This is a genomic window from Pseudomonas sp. D1-36 (assembly GCF_051132205.1).
Lineage (GTDB): Bacteria > Pseudomonadota > Gammaproteobacteria > Pseudomonadales > Pseudomonadaceae > Aquipseudomonas.
The window spans coordinates 5,274,312-5,291,548 of sequence record NZ_CP071674.1; the positions used below are offsets into that span (position 1 = coordinate 5,274,312).

A 17,237-nucleotide genomic window follows, 5' to 3' on the forward strand; every position below is an offset into this window, starting at 1 on the left:
ATGAGCGCTGTTATCACGCCTGCTGCTTTTACCGACTACAAAGTCGCCGACATGTCCCTGGCTGACTGGGGCCGTCGCGAAATCATCATCGCCGAATCCGAAATGCCAGCCCTGATGGGCCTGCGTCGCAAATACTCTGGCGAACAGCCATTGAAGGGCGCGAAGATCCTCGGCTGCATCCATATGACCATCCAGACCGCCGTGCTGATCGAGACCCTGGTTGCACTGGGTGCCGAAGTGCGCTGGTCCTCCTGCAACATCTTCTCGACCCAGGACCAGGCTGCCGCCGCCATTGCCGCTGCCGGCATCCCGGTCTTCGCCTGGAAAGGCGAGACCGAGCAAGAGTACGAGTGGTGCCTGGAGCAGACCATCCTCAAGGATGGCCAGCCATGGGACACCAACATGATTCTTGACGACGGTGGCGACCTGACCGAGCTGCTGCACAAGAAGTACCCGGCCGTGCTGGACAAGGTCCATGGCGTGACCGAAGAAACCACCACTGGCGTACACCGCCTGCTGGACATGCTGGCCAAGGGCGAGCTGAAAATCCCGGCCATCAACGTCAACGACTCGGTGACCAAGAGCAAGAACGACAACAAGTACGGCTGCCGCCACAGCCTCAACGACGCCATCAAGCGCGGCACCGACCACTTGCTGTCCGGCAAGCAGGCCCTGGTGATCGGCTACGGTGACGTGGGCAAGGGCTCGGCCCAGTCCCTGCGTCAGGAAGGCATGATCGTCAAGGTGTCCGAAGTCGACCCAATCTGCGCCATGCAAGCCTGCATGGACGGCTTCGAACTGGTTTCGCCGTTCATCGACGGGATCAACGACGGCACCGAAGCCAGCATCGACAAAGCCCTGCTGGGCAAGATCGACCTGATCGTGACCACCACCGGCAACGTCAATGTCTGCGATGCCAACATGCTCAAGGCTTTGAAGAAGCGCGCCGTGGTCTGCAACATCGGCCACTTCGACAATGAGATCGACACCGCTTTCATGCGCAAGAACTGGGCATGGGAAGAAGTGAAGCCACAGGTCCACAAGGTTCACCGCACCGGCACTGGCAGCTTCGATCCGCAGAACGATGACTACCTGATCCTGCTGGCCGAAGGCCGCCTGGTCAACCTGGGCAACGCCACAGGCCACCCAAGCCGCATCATGGATGGCTCGTTCGCCAACCAGGTCCTGGCCCAGATCTTCCTGTTCGGCCAGAAATACGCCGACCTGCCACCGGCCCAGAAAGCCGAGCGCCTGACTGTGGAAGTACTGCCGAAAAAACTCGACGAAGAAGTGGCCCTGGAAATGGTCCGCGGTTTCGGCGGCGTGGTCACCAAGCTGACCAAGCAACAGGCTGACTACATCGGCGTTACCGTCGAAGGCCCGTTCAAGCCGCACGCTTACCGTTACTGATCGGCGCCCCCCTTCCGGGGGGATGCACTTTTGTAGGAGCGAGCCTGCTCGCGATCGACGTCGCCTCGGTCTGACACTCCGATCGAGGTGCCTGCATCGCGAGCAGGCTCGCTCCCACACTGGCCCGCCTCCACAGGGCTCTGCAAGCCTCACGGCCTACGAGTTTCCAAGGATATGACCATGTCCCAAGACCGTCGCTACAGCTTCGAATTCTTCCCGACGAAGACCGATGCTGGGCATGAAAAGCTGATCGCCACTGCCCGCCAGCTGGCAAGCTACAACCCTGATTTTTTCTCCTGCACCTACGGCGCTGGCGGTTCGACCCGCGACCGCACGATGAACACCGTGTTGCAGCTCGAAAGCGAAGTCAAAGTCCCCGCCGCGCCACACCTTTCTTGCGTGGGCGACAGCAAGGACGACCTGCGCAGCCTGCTGACCCAATACAAGGCAGCCGGCATCAAGCGCATCGTTGCCCTGCGCGGCGACCTTCCGTCGGGCATGGGCATGGCCAGCGGAGAGCTGCGCCACGCCAATGAACTGGTTGAATTCATTCGCGAGGAAACCGGCGAGCACTTCCACATCGAAATCGCCGCTTATCCGGAGATGCACCCGCAGGCGCGCAATTTTGAGGATGACCTGCACAACTTCGTGCGCAAGGCCAACGCCGGCGCCAACAGCGCGATCACCCAGTATTTCTTCAATGCCGACAGCTATTTCTACTTTGTCGAGCGTGTTCGCCAGATGGGTGTGGACATTCCCGTGGTTCCGGGAATCATGCCAATCACCAACTACAGCAAGCTGGCGCGTTTCTCGGACGCCTGCGGCGCGGAAATCCCGCGCTGGATCCGCAAGCAGCTGGAAGCCTATGGTGACGACACCGCCAGCATCCAGCGCTTCGGCGAAGAGGTCATCACGCAAATGTGTGAGCGTTTGTTACAAGGCGGCGCACCGGGGCTGCATTTCTATACCCTGAACCAGGCCGAGCCTAGCCTAGCGGTATGGAACAATCTCAAACTGCCGCGTTAATGACTTAATGCAGTGGTACAAAAGGGCCCTGGCAAAAACCAGGGCCTTTTTCTTTAAAAAAAGGACATCAGGAGCAACTCGATGCCGAATGGTCAAAGGTCGACGACCCCACAACTTATCTATTTGGTCTATGGGGCCGAGACCTATCACCAGGAAGCGGTGTTCAGTATCGCCAGCGCCTTGGCGGGCCTGCGGGAGACCCCCGATGAGGCATTGGACATCCAAGTGTTCACCGACAATGCCGCGCCCTACGTGGATTTGCCCGTTCGAGTGCGCCACCTGGACAACGAAACGCGCCAAGGGTGGATCGCTCCCCACGGCTATCATTTCCGCGCCAAGCACGTGGTCATGCGGAAGGTGCTCGAGGAAAGCGACCTGGCATTGCTGATCGACACGGACACCTTCTTCCATTGCTCGCCGATCGAGCTGTTCAAGCGGATCGAGCCGGGCACACTGTTGTGCAATGCCGTCGGCATGAACTATGGCGCCAACAAGGATGCCGGGCTTTACCTGACCCTCGCCCAGCCCTTGGCTCAACGAGAACTGGCCGACGACAACATGCCGCTACTCAATTCCGGCGTGATTGGCCTGTACGCAGTCGATGCGGCAATCCTCGATCACTCCATTGCGCTGATGGACGAATTTTATCCGTTGGCCCAAGGAGCCTATACCCTGGAAGAGTTCTGCCTTTCGGTGGCGGCCTATCGCAAGGTCAAGGTGCGTGAATGTCCAGACCTGATCCACCACTACTGGAGCCGCAAGCAGCTGTTTCGGGCCAAGACCAAGGCCTGGTATGACAAACACCGCGCAGCCCCCGTGGGCCAACATGCCCTGGATGAAACGCGGCAAGTCACTGCCATACTACCGCGCCCACCTATCTTCCAGCGCCTGGCCTACAAATTCATTACCGTGGCGTTGCCCGGTCACAAACGTCAGTTCATGCGCGAGATCCTGTACGGCTGCTATCGCCATACCAATCCATTCGACCAGGCGTGCGGCCCGGTCTGGTGGGAAAAGGCCCTGGAGAACGTCGAGCACCGGTTGAAGAAGCCTTTGGAAGACCATGAGCTCAAACATTGGCTCAGCCATCCCGTGATTCGCCTGGTGCTGGGTAAACGCCGAGAAGCCATCTACCGACACCTGATGCAGACAAAGAGCAACTGAGCCACGTGCTAGAGCGCTCTAGCTATTTAATGAGTTCTCGTCGTAACCTCCGGTCATGCCCGTAATCCTCCCGTTGCTGACAGCCCTCCTTCTCTCGTGCCTGAGCGTTGCCGCCCAGGCCGAGAAGTTGCGCATTGTCACCGAACCCTGGGCACCTTATGTCTACGAGGAAAACGGCAAGACCCTTGGCCTGGACTATGAAACCACGGCCATTGTGTTCAAACGCCTGGGCATCGATGTGGAATGGCAACTGCTGCCGTGGAAGCGCTGCCTGGCCATGCTGGAGCAAGGTTTGGCAGACGGCGCGCTCGACATATTCCACAGCGACGAGCGCGATGCCCTTCTGCTATACCCCAGCGAACCGCTGTCGGAGGTTGAATTCGTCATGTTCTATGCCAACGCCCGCCCCCACCCTTTTCGCACGCTCGACGACCTGGACGGGCTGACCGTCGGCACGTCGCCCGGTTATCTGTATAGCCAGGCGTTCAGGGAATCGAGCCGATTCAAACGGGAAGCGGCTCCGACCCACGAAGCCAACTTCGGCAAGTTACAGCTGGGCCGCATCGACCTGCTCATCACCGACCGTCGTGTAGGCCGACACGCCGTCAAGGCGCTTCAACTGGACAACCAGATCACAGAGAATCCCACCGTGGTGAGCCGCCAGAGCCAATACCTGGCGGTACGACGCAAGGCGGGCATGGACTTGCTCGTGCAACGCTTCGGCGCCGAGCTCAAGCGTTTCAAGCATGAACCGGCCTATGCCGAGCTGAGTGCTCGTTATGGCGCTGCTCCGGCGGCCAAGGCGGCTGGGCACAACGCGGTGTCACGCTGAAATGCACCGTTGAGCAGCAGGAAAGCAGCGCAGGGCGATTGCTCTGTTATACTCCGGCCTTCCCGCCAGGCTCACGCCCGGACGCCCGGTCTTGCAAAAGGCATCCCGACACCGCTACAGCGCAGCTTCCAGCCCGCGCGAGCCCTGTCCGGACGTGTCTTCCAGACCCGGCGGGACCGGACGGGATGAGGTCTCCAATCGACCGCATTCGCGCCAGGCAAGACTATCCCATTGGGCCAGGCCCTCACTAAAAACAGGATTACTCATGTCCTTTGCTTCCCTCGGTCTCTCCGAGGCTTTAGTCGGCGCCATCGAAGCCGCCGGCTACACCCAGCCTACCCCGGTGCAACAGCGGGCCATCCCCGCCGTGTTGCAAGGTCGCGACCTGATGGTCGCCGCACAGACAGGTACTGGCAAGACCGGCGGTTTCGCCCTTCCGATCCTGGAGCGGCTGTTCCCTAACGGTCACCCAGACAAATCCCAGCGCCACGGCCCGCGCCAACCGCGCGTCCTGGTCTTGACCCCGACCCGCGAACTGGCCGCCCAGGTGCACGAGAGCTTCAAGGTCTATGCGCGCGACCTGAAATTTGTCAGTGCCTGCATCTTTGGCGGTGTCGGCATGAACCCGCAGGTCCAGGCCATGGCGCGCGGCGTCGACGTGCTGGTGGCCTGCCCCGGTCGCCTGCTGGACCTCGCCGGCCAGGGCAGCGTCGATCTGTCCCACGTGGAAATCCTCGTGCTGGACGAAGCCGACCGCATGCTCGACATGGGTTTTGTCCATGACGTGAAGAAAGTGCTGGCACGCCTGCCGGCCAAGCGCCAGAACCTGTTGTTCTCGGCGACCTTCTCCAAGGACATCACCGACCTGGCCGGCAAGCTGTTGCACAACCCGGAACGCATCGAAGTCACGCCGCCGAACACCACGGTCGAGCGCATCGAACAGCGCGTGTTCCGCCTGCCGGCCAGCCACAAGCGTGCCCTGCTGGCGCATTTGATCACCACAGGCGCCTGGGAACAGGTCCTGGTGTTCACCCGCACCAAGCACGGCGCCAACCGCCTGGCTGAATACCTCGACAAACATGGCCTGCCGGCCGTGGCGATCCATGGCAACAAGAGCCAGAACGCTCGCACCAAGGCCCTGGCTGACTTCAAGGCCGGCGAAGTGCGCATCCTGGTCGCCACCGACATCGCCGCCCGTGGCCTGGATATCGACCAGTTGCCCCATGTGGTCAACTTCGAACTGCCGAACGTCGATGAAGACTACGTGCACCGTATCGGCCGTACCGGCCGGGCCGGTCGTTCGGGCGAAGCGATTTCCCTGGTCGCGCCGGACGAAGAAAAACTGCTCAAGAGCATTGAGCGCATGACCAAGCAGAAAATCCCCGACGGCGACCTGATGGGCTTCGATGCCAGCACGATCGAGGCCGAAAAGCCTGAAGTGCGCGAGCGTCCGGATGTGCGCAACCCGCGCAACCCACGTGGCCCGCGGGGCGACGGCCCGAATGGCAGTGGCGGCGGTCGCAAGGACAAGGGCAAGGACAAGGGCAAGGGCAAGGACAAATCGGCCAGCAACGGTCGCGGCGAGCGCCCGGCCCGCGAGCAGAAACCACGCGAAGGTACGCCGGCCCGCGAACAGCAGCGCCCTGCCCCTCGCGCCGCAGCCGATCGCGGCCCGGCCGATCGCGGCCCGGCCGATCGCGCCCCGGACGAGTTCCTCGACGACGATATCGATAACTTCGGTAACCGTGTCGACTACGTGCCACAGCAGAAACCGGCCCAGGGTCGCGGTCGCCGTCCTGGCGCCCCGGCACAAGGCGCAGGTTCGGGCGCACCGCGCGGTGGCCAGTCACAAGGTCGCCAGAACGGCCCGCGCAACAGCAACGGTTCTTCCACCGGCACCCCGCCGGCCAAGCGCAACGGCCCGCGCAGCGGCGCCCCACGTGACGGCCAGGCCCGGCGCGAAGACTCCCGACCTCGCCGCCAGGCCCGTGGTGACGACCAGCCTCGCCAGGAACCCGCCGTGCAGAACCCGCGAGGCAACCAGCCGAAAATCATCCACAAGGAATCGAAAACCGATCGTTTCCCGACGCCTGAGCAGCTGGACCAATTACCAAGCCGTCCGCGTGGCGAAAAACCGGCCTTGCTGACACGCAATCGCTGAGTTTCTCCAAGCCATGAAAAATGCCCCGGGTCTCACGACCCGGGGCATTTTTTTTGTGAACTCTTCCAGCTGTGGGAGCGAGCTTGCTCGCGATGGCGGCAGGCCTGCCACATTGATGTTGGCTGAAGCACCGCTATCGCGAGCAAGCTCGCTCCCCCCAGCATCCTTTGTATCGCCGAAATCCAGAGCAATAAAAAACGCCCCTGGCCGCAAGACCAGGGGCGTTTTTCGTCAGGGGCTAACGTTACTTCGCCTTGACGCCTTCAAACGAGACATACAACTCGACCGCGTCGGATTTCGGACCCAGGTCTTTCTGCTTGCCGAAGTCGGAACGCTTGATGGTGGTAGTGCCTTCGAAGCCGGCACGGTAGCCACCCCATGGGTCTTTGCCTTCGCCCAGGAAGGTCGCCTTGACCACAACCGGCTTGGTCACGCCCATCAGCGTCAGGTCACCGGTCACGTCGGCGGTGTTTTCGCCGGTGGACTTGACGCTGGTGGACACGAACGTGGCCTTGCCGAATTTGCTGGCGTTTAGGAAGTCAGCGCTGGCGATGTGTTTGTCGCGCTCGGCGTGGTTGGTGAACACGCTGGCGGTGTTGACGTTGAACTCGATCTTGCTGTCTTCAGGCTTGGCGGCGTCGAAGCTGAACTTGCCGTCAATATCCTTGAAGGTACCGGTGATGAAGCTATAGCCCAGGTGGCTGATCTTGAAATCAACGAAGGCATGCTGGCCTTCCTTGTCGACCACGTAGTCTGCGGCCATGGCCTGGCCGGCGGACAGCAGGGCAGAACCGATTGCCAGGGCGGCGAGCGTCTTTTTCAACATGCTTTCTATTCCTTTGGAGTCGAGGTTGAACATCAGGCTTGGCGCCCCAGCATGCGCTTGAGGGTCGCGTCACGGTCGATAAAGTGGTGTTTCAATGCTGCCAACGCATGAAGGCCGGAAAAAATTACCAACGCCCATGCCAGGTAAAAGTGGATCTGGCCGGCGACATCTGCCTGATCGGGCAGTCCGAACACCAGCGCGGGTACTTCAAACAGACCAAACACCGAGATCCCGACACCGTCTGCGGTGGAAATCAGGTAACCGGCAATCATCACGGCGAACAGCCCGAGATACAGCGCGCTGTGGCCAAGCTTGGCGCCTACGCGGGTCAGTCGCCCGTAGGTTTCCAGGGTCGGTGGCGGCGGGCTGACAAAACGCCAGAGCACCCGCAACACCATCACCGCCAACAGCACCAGGCCGATACTTTTGTGCAGCTCCGGCGCGTCTTTGCGCCAGGTGCTGTAGTAGTCCAAACCGACCATCCACAAGCCCAGCGCAAACAGCCCATACACCGCCAAGGCAACGGCCCAATGGGAAACGATGCTGACCCAGCCATAACGAGAAGAGGAGTTGCGAAGCTGCATTGCTCATATCCTGTAAAAACTGCGATCAAGACTAGCGACTTATCGATCGATTTAAAGCGGAAAATTTCGCTTTGAAATATCGAGAAATACGATGATCAGTCTGCAGAGGGTGGGTTAAGGAAAGATTAAAGCGGATGCGTTGCGTGGTGGCGAGGGGAAGCGGGCATGGATCCCGCAAGATGGAAGGGGCTCATCGTGAGCAGGCTCGCTCCACGAAAGGCCGTGCTGGGTGATATTCCCTGTCTCCTCAAGCCCCGGGGAAGCGCTCGTATCGATATTTTCCGTGGCTTCGTCCCGGGACGGATGTCCAAGCCAAAGCGGGTCAAAAGTTTATTTGAGGACGTGGAAATTAAAAACTTGGTCGTTTTCGCTACTGCCTCTCTAGAGTTATCTGTTGACGCACTCAGGCCTGTAAGGATCCATATCGCATCTATACGACAATTGAGGATCGTGTTTTTTAAGTATCATACGGCCATCTGTACAGCCGCTGCCGAAGAGCATGATCAATAATATTAATGCCGCCACCGGTTTCATATGTTGCTCCAGTTCTACGCGTCTAACGCTTTGAATCAATTAACCGAGCACTCAGGCTTATATGGATCAAAGGTGCATTTGTACGCCAACTGAGGGTCCCGTTCTGGAATCATCGGAATAATCAGGGGATCCCGACATTCACCATACACACACCCGTACAGCGAAACCGATACGACCATTGCCATTAGTATTTTCATACGCGCTCCTGTTTTTCGAGGAGCCTAGACTTTTGGCTTGGTGCGCTATATCGCCTGCTTCCGGTTAAAGGGTGGGAAGTTTCCGATATCTCGTCTAGCCCTGTAGGACGTCGGCGTAATGATCCACCCGTGGCGAGGGAGCTTTCTCCCGCTCGGCTGCGAAGCAGTTGTAAACCGGCGGGTGCGGTGTGCCTGATGCTCGCATTCGGCAGGACTGGGGCCGCTTCGCGGCCCAGCGGGAGCAAGCTCCCTCGCCACGGGTTTATTGATTGCCTTAAGTGAACGGCAGCGTTCTTTGCACCTGACCTTACTGAGCCTTGATCTCAGTAGTCGCTGCCGGCTTGGCGGCGGGTTTCTTCACTGGCTCAGCCTTTTTCACTGGAGCCTTGGCCGGGGCCTTTTTAGCCGGGGTCTTGGCCGCCGGCTTCTTCGCCGCTGGCTTGGCCGTGACTTTCTTGGCTGGCTCGGTCTTCGCCGGCGCCGGCGCGGGTGGCTCCACCGGCGCAGGGGCTGGGACGGGGGCCGGTGCCGGCGCTGGAGGCGGCGCTACCGGCTCGGGAGCCTTGGCCGGTTCCGGCTTTTTGTCGTCATCCGAGCCACCGAACAGGTTGGTGAAGAAGTTGCCCTTCTTCGCAGCCACCGCACCCGCTGCCGCCGCCGCCACCGGAGCCACCTTAGCCGGTTCGAATGATTTGCCGGCGGCCAAGTCTTGCACCTGGCTGGCGGCACGTTGGCCACTGCGTAGCGCGCCTTCCAACGTGCCTGGATACATGGCGTCGGTGTGTTCACCGGCAAAAGCTACGCGCTGCAAAGGCTTTTCCCACAGGCGCCAGTATTTGCTGATCTGACCCGGACCAAACGCCAGGTACGCGCCGCCCATGGAAGGGTCGGTGCTGTAGCGACGGATTTCATAACCGGTGAACGCACCGCGCGCTTGGGGATAAAACGCATGCAGGCGGATCAGCACTTGGTCGACCATCTGCTTGTCGCCAAAAGCCTGCATCACCCGGGCATTGTCGCCGGACAGGTTGATGACCACATTCGCCCCGCCCTTCAAAGCCGGCTCGATCCACATCATGCCCAGGCCGGCGTTGCTGTAGATCTCGCCCGACATGCGCGCCTTGCTGTCCCAGACCGGGGTCTTGAACTTGAGCATGATCTGGTCGCGCCAGCCGTAATTGGTGCCTTTGATCGCGCCCTGGTGCTGGGCATCGAGGGCCGGGGTCAGCTGGATCTTGTTCAACGCCCGCAGCGGCACCGCGAGCACGACGTAGTCCGCCTGGTAACCCACGCTGCCGACCTTGACGGTGACGCCGTCCTTGTCCTGGGAGATGGCCGAGACCGGGGAGCCGGTCTTGATAGTTTTCAGTTGCTTGACGAACGCCTGGGCCAATACCGGGCTGCCACCGAGCAGGCGCGAGGCGCGCAGGTCACGGTCGGATACGCCGCGATAGACGCGGTTCTGCTGTGCGAAATACAGCAGCGACAGGCGGGACGGCTCGTCATAGCGCGTGCGAATTTCCTGATTGACCAACTGCCGCGCGGTAGCGGGCAGCTGCAAGCGGTCGAGCCAGTTGGACACGGTGATCTGGTCGAGGGCGTGCAGCGTGTTGGTGGCCGTCGGGTTCAGCGGATCGTCGATGGACCGCGCCAGCTCGTCCAGGGTGGTTTCATAGCGCTTGAGCGCTTCGGCGGTGGCGGGCTGCTTGGTCGCCAGGTCGGCGGCGGTGAAATAAGCACCGTCGATCAGGTAACTCGGGGTGCGCACGAATTCCGGCGCCGGCGTGGTGCTCAGCTTGAAGGTGGAGACGTATTTGTTCAGCACCGGCTGGGTCTTTTCGTTGCCGATCCACTCACTGGTGGCCATGCCCGAGCGACCGCCCAGGCTCGGCTTGGCTTCCAGCAGCGTCACGGCCCAGCCTTTGTTCTGCAATTCGTAGGCCGCCGTCAGCCCGGCCAATCCACCGCCGATGACGATGGCCGTCGGTTGCTTGTCCTTGGCCAGCGCCGAAACGCTGAACAGCCCTATCATCACCAGCGCACAGGCGCGCAGCCAACCAGCAGACATTCAACGAACTCCGGAACAAAGCGTAAGAATTTTCGGTTTTTTGAGCCAGTCGGCTCTCGGTTTTTCGAGCCAGTCGGCTCAGGGAACGGCGAAGAATACGTCAGCCATCAAAGCGCCGCCAGCGACGTCTATCGCCTGGCCCAAAGTCGCGTGAATGACACAATGGGTTGTCCGCGGGGCCGCCATTGCATAGGCTTGCGCGATTGTTTTGCCCGCGCCCGCCGCGAGCCGCCTCGAGGAGACTGTACATGGGCCTGAATAACCAGTGGATGCAACGCGATCTCGCGGTGCTGTGGCACCCCTGCACGCAGATGAAAGATCACGAACAGTTGCCGCTGATCCCCATCAAGCGCGGCGAAGGCGTGTGGCTGGAAGACTTCGAAGGCAAGCGCTACCTCGACGCGGTGAGTTCCTGGTGGGTCAACGTCTTCGGCCACGCCAACCCGCGCATCAACCAGCGCATCAAGGATCAGGTCGATCAACTGGAGCACGTGATTCTCGCCGGTTTCAGCCACCAGCCGGTGATCGAGCTGTCCGAGCGTCTCGTGAAGATGACGCCTGAAGGACTGACCCGGTGCTTCTACGCCGATAACGGTTCGTCCTGCATCGAAGTGGCGATGAAGATGAGCTTTCACTACTGGATCAATCGCGGCCGGCCGGACAAAAAACGCTTCGTCACCCTGAGCAACAGTTACCACGGCGAAACCATCGCGGCGATGTCGGTGGGCGACGTACCGCTGTTCACCGAAACCTACAAGGCGTTGCTGCTGGACACGATCAAGGTACCCAGCCCCGACTGCTACCACCGCCCCGAGGGCATGGGCTGGGAAGAGCACTCGCGAAACCTGTTCGCGGCCATGGAACAGACCCTCGCCGAACACCACGACAGCGTCGCCGCCGTGATTGTCGAACCGCTGATCCAGGGCGCCGGCGGCATGCGCATGTATCACCCGGTGTACCTGAAGCTGTTACGCGAAGCCTGCGACCGCTACGGCGTACACCTGATCCACGATGAAATCGCTGTCGGCTTCGGTCGCACCGGGACGATGTTTGCCTGTGAGCAGGCCGGCATCACCCCGGATTTCCTTTGCCTGTCCAAGGCACTGACCGGCGGCTACCTGCCGCTGGCGGCATGCATGACCACCGACGAGGTGTACAGCGCGTTCTACGACGACTACCCGACTCTGCGCGCCTTCCTGCATTCCCACAGCTACACGGGTAACCCGCTGGCCTGCGCCGCAGCCCTGGCAACGCTGGATATCTTCGAAGAAGACAACGTCATCGAAACCAACAAGGCCCTGGCCCAACGTATGGCGAGCGCCACCGCGCACCTGGCCGATCACCCGAACGTGGCCGAAGTGCGCCAGACCGGCATGGTGCTGGCCATCGAGATGGTCAAGGACAAGGCCAGCAAAACCGCCTATCCGTGGCAGGAACGGCGTGGGCTGGCGGTGTTCCAGCATGCCCTGGAGCGTGGTGCGTTGTTGCGGCCGCTGGGCAGCGTGGTGTATTTCCTGCCGCCTTATGTCATCACGCCGGAGCAGATCGATTTCCTGGCGCAAGTGGCCAGCGAAGGCATCGACATTGCCACCCGGGAAAAGGTTAGCGTGGCAGTGCCGAAGGACTTCCATCCGGGTTATCGCGATCCGGGCTGAATCCCGGCCTCCTGTTGAAACACTGTTGTGGTGAGGGAATTTAGCGAAACGTCGCCTCGCCACAGATTTAACTTTTCAGAGACTCCACATGAGACTGTCCCGCTTCTTCATCGACACCCCCCTGAGCCTTGGCGATCACGAGTTGCCTGAAGCCCAGGCCCATTACATCGGCCGGGTGCTGCGCATGGCCGAGGGCGATGCGGTGCAGGTGTTCGATGGCTCGGGCCAGGAGTTTCGTGGCACCCTGGCCGAGGTCGGCAAGAAACGCGTGCGCGTGCAGCTCGACGAGCAATTTGCCGGGCAAGCCGAGTCGCCGTTGCGCATTCACTTGGGCCAGGGCCTGTCCCGGGGCGAGCGCATGGATTGGGCGATCCAGAAGGCCACCGAGCTGGGAGTCACCGAGATCACGCCGATCTTCACCGAGCGGTGCGAAGTGCGCCTCAAGGACGAGCGCGCCGACAAGCGCCTGCTGCATTGGCGCCAGGTGGCGATCAGCGCCTGCGAGCAATGCGGGCGCTCCACCGTGCCGGTGATCCACCCTCCACTGCTGCTGGCCGACTGGCTGAAGCAGACCGACGCCGAATTGAAACTGGTGTTGCACCCGGTGGCCGATCCGCTGACCAGCCATGCCAAGCCCTCGTCCCTGGCGTTCTTGATCGGCCCCGAGGGCGGGTTGTCGGATGGCGAGGTCGAGCAGGCCAAGGCCGCCGGCTACCACGCCGCCCGCCTCGGCCCCCGCGTGCTGCGCACCGAAACCGCTCCGGTGGTGGCGCTGGCGGTGGCGCAGCAGTTGTGGGGGGATTTCTGAGTCTCGGCGACCACTGAAGACCCCTTGTGGGAGCGAGCCTGCTCGCGAAGGCGATTCAACATTCATCATCGATGCAAGCTGATCCACTGCATTCGCGAGCAGGCTCGCTCTCACAGTTCTTCCACAGTTCTTCTTCCAAAGGCTACTGCACCGGATCGCTCGTCGGCTTGGCAATGATCGCCTTCAACTCGCTGGTCATCGGGAACTCCAGGTTCAGCCCCTTCGGCGGGATCGGCTTCTGGAACCAACGGTCGTAGATGGTGTTGATTTCTCCTGATTTGTACAGGTCCGCCAGGGTCGCGTTGACCAGCGCCAGGAATTGCGGATCGTCCTTGCGCACCATGCAGCTGTAGATTTCCCGCGACTGTTCTTCCCCGACCACGACCCATTTGTGTGGATCGCGCGCCTTGGCCCGTTCGCCATAGAGCAGCGCGTCGTCCATGTAGAACGCCGCCGCCCGACCGGTCTCGAGCATCTGGAAGGCTTCACCGTGGTCCTTGGCGCTGATGACGAACATCTCGACTTTGTTGTTCAGGTTGTAGCTTTTGAGGAACCGCTCGTTGGTGGTGCCGGCGGTGGTCACCACGTTCTTGCCCCGCAGGTCGGCGAAGCCGTGAATGCCGCTGTCCTTGGCCGTCAGCAACTGGCCCTTCACGTAAATGAAACCGTAGGAAAACGCCACTTGCTTCTGCCGCTCGGCCGTTACGCCAGTGGAGCCGCATTCCAGGTCCACGGTGCCGTTCTGCACCAGTGGGATGCGGGTCTGGGAAGTGACGAGGTTGTATTTCACGTTCAGTTGCGGCAGCGCCAGTTGCTGCTTGATCCGCTCGACGATCTTGCTCGCCAGCTCCACGGAGTAGCCCATCGGTTTGCCGCTGTTGTCCCCCACATAGGAAAACGGCACCGAGGCGTCGCGATAACCCAGCGTGATGCTCTTGCTGCTGGCGATCTTGTCCAGCGTGCCGGCCGGCGGCGCTTCGTTGGCGAATGCCGGGGCGCTCAACAGCAGGCTCAGGGTGCAGCCGATCAACGTGATTCTTTGCATTGTTATTCTCCGTTGCGGGTGGGTCAGGCGGCGCGGGGCGCGAGGCCTCGCATGTCGATGGAAGGTGTACGTTGGCGGATCAGTTCACTGAGCAAGCGGCCGCTGCCACAGGCCAGGGTAAAGCCCAAGGCGCCATGGCCCAGGTTGAGCCACAGGTTGCGATAGCCGGTGGCGCCAATCAGGGGCACGCCGCTGGGCGTGGCCGGACGCATGCCCGCCCACTCGACGGCGCGTTCGTAGTCCCCGGCCTGTGGGAAGGTTTCCATGGCCTGGCGGCGGATCAAGGCCAGGCGCCTGGGGTCCGGTGCCGGGTCAAAACCGACAATGTCCACCATCGCCGCCACTCGCAATTGTTCGCCGATGCGAGCGTAGACGACCTTGCGGTCATAGTCGGTGATGCTCAGGTCCGGCGCCCGGTGCCGCGCCTCGATGGGGACCGTCAGGCTGTAGCCCTTGAGCGGGTACAACGGCATTCGTACGCCAGGCAACGCCAGCGCTGCGCTGCGGTGGCCAGCGGCGATCACCAAGGCGTCCACGTCCAGGCGATGGCCGCCCAGGTCGATAGCCTGCACCTCACCGTTGGCATAATGGGTAGCAGTCACCGCACGCCCCAACAGGAACTCGCAACGCCCCGAAGCCCGCAACCGCGCCGCCAATTGCTGGCAGAAGCCATGGCAATCGCCAACCTCCTCGTCCGGCGTATAGATCCCGCCCGCGAACGGCACGTCGGCCAATGCGGGTTCCAGGCTCGCGCAATCGGCGTGGCCCAGTACGTGCTGAGCAGGATCCGTTACCCGCCGCCGAGCGTGTTCGAAATGGCTGGCATTGCGAAACGTCACCAATTTGCCGTTGCGCCGCCAGTCAAAGCCGTCGAGGCGATCCTCTTCACGCCAGGTCTGCAATGTCGCTTGGCTCAGCAGTGCCAGACGCAACAGGTGTTCACCGTTGCGGCGGTTGACCGAGGTCCGGCACGCGGCGATAAACGCCGCCATCCAGCGCCATTGGGCCGGGTCGAGGCGTGGGCGCAGCTTGAGTGGCGAGTCCGCGCGCAACATCCAGCCAAGGGCCTGCCACGGCACCCCGGCATCCGCCAGCGGCGTGACGTAGCGATAAGATAACTGCCCGCCATTGGCGAAGCTGGTTTCGCTGCCCAACGCGTCGCGGGCTTCCACCAGTGTGACATCGACGCCTTCGCGGACCAGCGCGTAAGCCGTCGCCAACCCGATCACGCCTCCACCGATGATGCAAACCCGCTGAGCCATGTTCATCCCACACCTGTTTTGAATGGGTCAAGGTTAGGATCGGATGACAGCGTTCGAACAATGAATAAAGATGGGCCTCCTATAAACAAAGGTTATGGACTCGCCATGCGCCTTCGTCATATCGAGATTTTCCAGGCCATCCGCCAGACCGGCTCCATCAGCGGGGCGGCGCAATTGTTGCACGTCTCCCAGCCGGCCGTGACCAAGGTGCTGCAGCATGCCGAACAGCAACTGGGGTTTGCGCTGTTCCTGCGGGTGCGCGGCAAGCTGCAGGCCACGCCCGAAGCGCTGGAACTGGAACGCGAGGTCGACAAGGTCAGCGAAAGCCTGCAAGGCGTTCGGCGCCTGGCCCAGAGCCTGCGCCGCGAGCCCGGCCACAGCCTGCGGATCGGCGCCACGCCAGCCTTGGCCTTGTCGCTGATGCCGGCGGCGATCCATCACTGGACCCGACTGTATCCAGACATCGTGTGCGAATTATCCAGCGCCCACAGCCGCGAATTGACGCAAAACCTGCTGATGCGTGAGATCGACGTCGCCCTGACTTTGCAACCGCCCGATCACCCCGGCCTCAAGGCCCAGCCCCTCGCCAGCGGCGTGCTGGTGGCCCTGGCGCCCAGCGGGCACTGGCCCGAAATGGCCATCGGCACGCCCATGCCATTGCAGGCCCTGGCCGATGCGCCGTTGATCGGCCTGTCCAGCACCGACCCGCTATCGGCCAGGCTGGACGGCTATCTCAAGTCAGTGGAACCGCCGCCGCGCATCAACATCGCCGTGCAGACGTACTCACTGGCCCGGGCCATGGTCGAGTCCGGTGCCGGGCTGGCGGTGATCGACCCGTTCACGGCCTTGGGCGCTTCGCGCACCCGCACGGCCATCCGCCCGTTGTCACCTGCGCTGCCCATTTCCCTGTACGCCGTGACCCGGGCCAACGAGGCCCCAGCCCATACAATGGGTGCCCTGCTGGAGATTTTCGCCAGCCAGGCCCAGGCGCAACTGGATCGTCTGTTTACAAGTGCTCAAAGCACATAGAACAGAATCGCCACGAAATGCAGCAGGCTGCCGGCAATGACGAACAAATGCCAGATGCCATGGGCATGGCGCAGGCGTTGGTCGAGCGCGAAAAAAACGATGCCCACGGTGTAGAGCACGCCGCCCGAGGCCAGCCAGGCGAACCCGGTGCTACCCAGCGCCGCCAACAACGGCTTGACCGCCACCAGGACGATCCAGCCCATCACCGCGTATATGACGATCGAGAGGACCCGCGCTTCGGAGCGTGGCTTGATCTCCTGCAGGATGCCGATCAGGGCCAGTCCCCAGACAATCCCGAATAACGTCCAGCCCCACGGCCCGCGCAGGGTCACCAGGCAGAACGGCGTGTAGCTGCCAGCAATCAACAGGTAGATCGAAAAATGATCGACCTTCTGCATGATTTCTTTTTTGCGTCCGCGCACGCTGTGATAAACCGTCGAGGCGCTGTAGAGCGCCAGCAAGGTGAACCCGTAGATTGCCACGCTGACAATCTTCCAGGGATCGCCGGCCATTCCGGCAATCACCAACAACCACACCGCGCCGATAAACGCCGCGACAGCCCCAACCAGGTGCGTCCAGGCGTTGAGTCGTTCTCCGTGATACATCCAATCCCACCCCACATTCCGAAACTGGCGC

At 61.6% G+C, this 17,237-nt stretch carries 13 protein-coding genes and 1 pseudogene; 8 read left to right on the forward strand and 6 right to left on the reverse strand.

The genetic code is table 11. The annotated features are described in order from the left end of the window. The 5 genes and pseudogenes from ahcY (at position 1) to J3P76_RS23750 (ending at position 6,593) form a co-directional block, all read left to right on the forward strand. On the forward strand, positions 1 to 1,410 hold the full coding sequence (gene ahcY / locus J3P76_RS23730) for an adenosylhomocysteinase (RefSeq protein WP_420764995.1): 1,410 nt from the start codon (positions 1 to 3) through the stop codon (positions 1,408 to 1,410). Between the two features lie 180 nt (positions 1,411 to 1,590). Then, complete coding sequence (gene metF, locus J3P76_RS23735; protein ID WP_420764996.1) at positions 1,591 to 2,436, forward strand: methylenetetrahydrofolate reductase [NAD(P)H]; 846 nt, start codon at positions 1,591 to 1,593, stop codon at positions 2,434 to 2,436. An 81-nt stretch (positions 2,437 to 2,517) separates the two neighbouring features. Then, positions 2,518 to 3,600: a hypothetical protein gene (locus J3P76_RS23740; protein ID WP_434701308.1), complete on the forward strand. Its 1,083-nt coding sequence runs from the start codon at positions 2,518 to 2,520 to the stop codon at positions 3,598 to 3,600. Positions 3,601 to 3,655: 55 nt separating this feature from the next. Continuing rightward, positions 3,656 to 4,464 (forward strand): annotated as a pseudogene (locus tag J3P76_RS23745) (substrate-binding periplasmic protein); the annotation flags it as partial. Between the two features lie 233 nt (positions 4,465 to 4,697). Next, a complete protein-coding gene (locus tag J3P76_RS23750; protein ID WP_434609073.1) occupies positions 4,698 to 6,593 on the forward strand; it encodes a DEAD/DEAH box helicase in 1,896 nt (631 codons plus the stop codon). Positions 6,594 to 6,837: 244 nt separating this feature from the next. Here J3P76_RS23750 and J3P76_RS23755 read toward each other — a convergent pair whose 3' ends face one another. The 3 genes from J3P76_RS23755 to J3P76_RS23765 form a co-directional block, all read right to left on the reverse strand. Next, a complete protein-coding gene (locus tag J3P76_RS23755; protein WP_420764999.1) occupies positions 6,838 to 7,419 on the reverse strand; it encodes a YceI family protein in 582 nt (193 codons plus the stop codon). A 32-nt stretch (positions 7,420 to 7,451) separates the two neighbouring features. Then, positions 7,452 to 8,003 (reverse strand): cytochrome b, encoded by a 552-nt coding sequence (locus J3P76_RS23760; protein ID WP_434701309.1) that lies wholly within the window; start codon positions 8,001 to 8,003, stop codon positions 7,452 to 7,454. 1,038 nt (positions 8,004 to 9,041) lie between these two features. Continuing rightward, positions 9,042 to 10,802 (reverse strand): flavin monoamine oxidase family protein, encoded by a 1,761-nt coding sequence (locus tag J3P76_RS23765; protein ID WP_434609070.1) that lies wholly within the window; start codon positions 10,800 to 10,802, stop codon positions 9,042 to 9,044. 248 nt (positions 10,803 to 11,050) lie between these two features. On the opposite strand from J3P76_RS23765, the gene J3P76_RS23770 reads away from it, so the two are divergent. Both J3P76_RS23770 and J3P76_RS23775 read left to right on the forward strand, forming a co-directional pair. After that, positions 11,051 to 12,457, forward strand: coding sequence for an adenosylmethionine--8-amino-7-oxononanoate transaminase (locus tag J3P76_RS23770; RefSeq protein WP_420765002.1), 1,407 nt, complete (start codon positions 11,051 to 11,053; stop codon positions 12,455 to 12,457). Between the two features lie 88 nt (positions 12,458 to 12,545). Next, positions 12,546 to 13,265, forward strand: a complete 720-nt coding sequence (locus J3P76_RS23775) for a 16S rRNA (uracil(1498)-N(3))-methyltransferase (RefSeq protein WP_434561837.1) — start codon at positions 12,546 to 12,548, stop codon at positions 13,263 to 13,265. A 142-nt stretch (positions 13,266 to 13,407) separates the two neighbouring features. Here the strand turns inward: J3P76_RS23775 and J3P76_RS23780 are convergent, their stop codons facing one another. Beyond that, a complete protein-coding gene (locus tag J3P76_RS23780) occupies positions 13,408 to 14,310 on the reverse strand; it encodes a transporter substrate-binding domain-containing protein (RefSeq protein ID WP_434675509.1) in 903 nt (300 codons plus the stop codon). Between the two features lie 23 nt (positions 14,311 to 14,333). Continuing rightward, on the reverse strand, positions 14,334 to 15,572 hold the full coding sequence (locus J3P76_RS23785) for a D-amino acid dehydrogenase (protein ID WP_434702052.1): 1,239 nt from the start codon (positions 15,570 to 15,572) through the stop codon (positions 14,334 to 14,336). A 105-nt stretch (positions 15,573 to 15,677) separates the two neighbouring features. On the opposite strand from J3P76_RS23785, the gene J3P76_RS23790 reads away from it, so the two are divergent. Then, positions 15,678 to 16,601 (forward strand): LysR family transcriptional regulator, encoded by a 924-nt coding sequence (locus tag J3P76_RS23790; protein WP_434701310.1) that lies wholly within the window; start codon positions 15,678 to 15,680, stop codon positions 16,599 to 16,601. Here J3P76_RS23790 and trhA read toward each other — a convergent pair. Continuing rightward, on the reverse strand, positions 16,589 to 17,206 hold the full coding sequence (trhA, locus tag J3P76_RS23795) for a PAQR family membrane homeostasis protein TrhA (protein ID WP_420765005.1): 618 nt from the start codon (positions 17,204 to 17,206) through the stop codon (positions 16,589 to 16,591). The two genes, J3P76_RS23790 and trhA, sit on opposite strands and share 13 nt — an antisense overlap. Positions 17,207 to 17,237 lie beyond the last annotated feature (31 nt).

Bases quoted from the DNA above. Each gene is read 5' to 3' on its own strand.
- J3P76_RS23740 (WP_434701308.1), top strand. From the start codon at position 2,518: ATGCCGAATGGTCAAAGGTCGACGACCCCACAACTTATCTATTTGGTC.
- trhA (WP_420765005.1), bottom strand. From the start codon at position 17,206: ATGTATCACGGAGAACGACTCAACGCCTGGACGCACCTGGTTGGGGCT.
- J3P76_RS23760 (WP_434701309.1), bottom strand. From the start codon at position 8,003: ATGCAGCTTCGCAACTCCTCTTCTCGTTATGGCTGGGTCAGCATCGTT.
- J3P76_RS23775 (WP_434561837.1), top strand. From the start codon at position 12,546: ATGAGACTGTCCCGCTTCTTCATCGACACCCCCCTGAGCCTTGGCGAT.
- J3P76_RS23765 (WP_434609070.1), bottom strand. From the start codon at position 10,802: ATGTCTGCTGGTTGGCTGCGCGCCTGTGCGCTGGTGATGATAGGGCTG.
- J3P76_RS23790 (WP_434701310.1), top strand. From the start codon at position 15,678: ATGCGCCTTCGTCATATCGAGATTTTCCAGGCCATCCGCCAGACCGGC.
- ahcY (WP_420764995.1), top strand. From the start codon at position 1: ATGAGCGCTGTTATCACGCCTGCTGCTTTTACCGACTACAAAGTCGCC.
- J3P76_RS23755 (WP_420764999.1), bottom strand. From the start codon at position 7,419: ATGTTGAAAAAGACGCTCGCCGCCCTGGCAATCGGTTCTGCCCTGCTG.
- metF (WP_420764996.1), top strand. From the start codon at position 1,591: ATGTCCCAAGACCGTCGCTACAGCTTCGAATTCTTCCCGACGAAGACC.
- J3P76_RS23770 (WP_420765002.1), top strand. From the start codon at position 11,051: ATGGGCCTGAATAACCAGTGGATGCAACGCGATCTCGCGGTGCTGTGG.
- J3P76_RS23750 (WP_434609073.1), top strand. From the start codon at position 4,698: ATGTCCTTTGCTTCCCTCGGTCTCTCCGAGGCTTTAGTCGGCGCCATC.
- J3P76_RS23785 (WP_434702052.1), bottom strand. From the start codon at position 15,572: ATGGCTCAGCGGGTTTGCATCATCGGTGGAGGCGTGATCGGGTTGGCG.
- J3P76_RS23780 (WP_434675509.1), bottom strand. From the start codon at position 14,310: ATGCAAAGAATCACGTTGATCGGCTGCACCCTGAGCCTGCTGTTGAGC.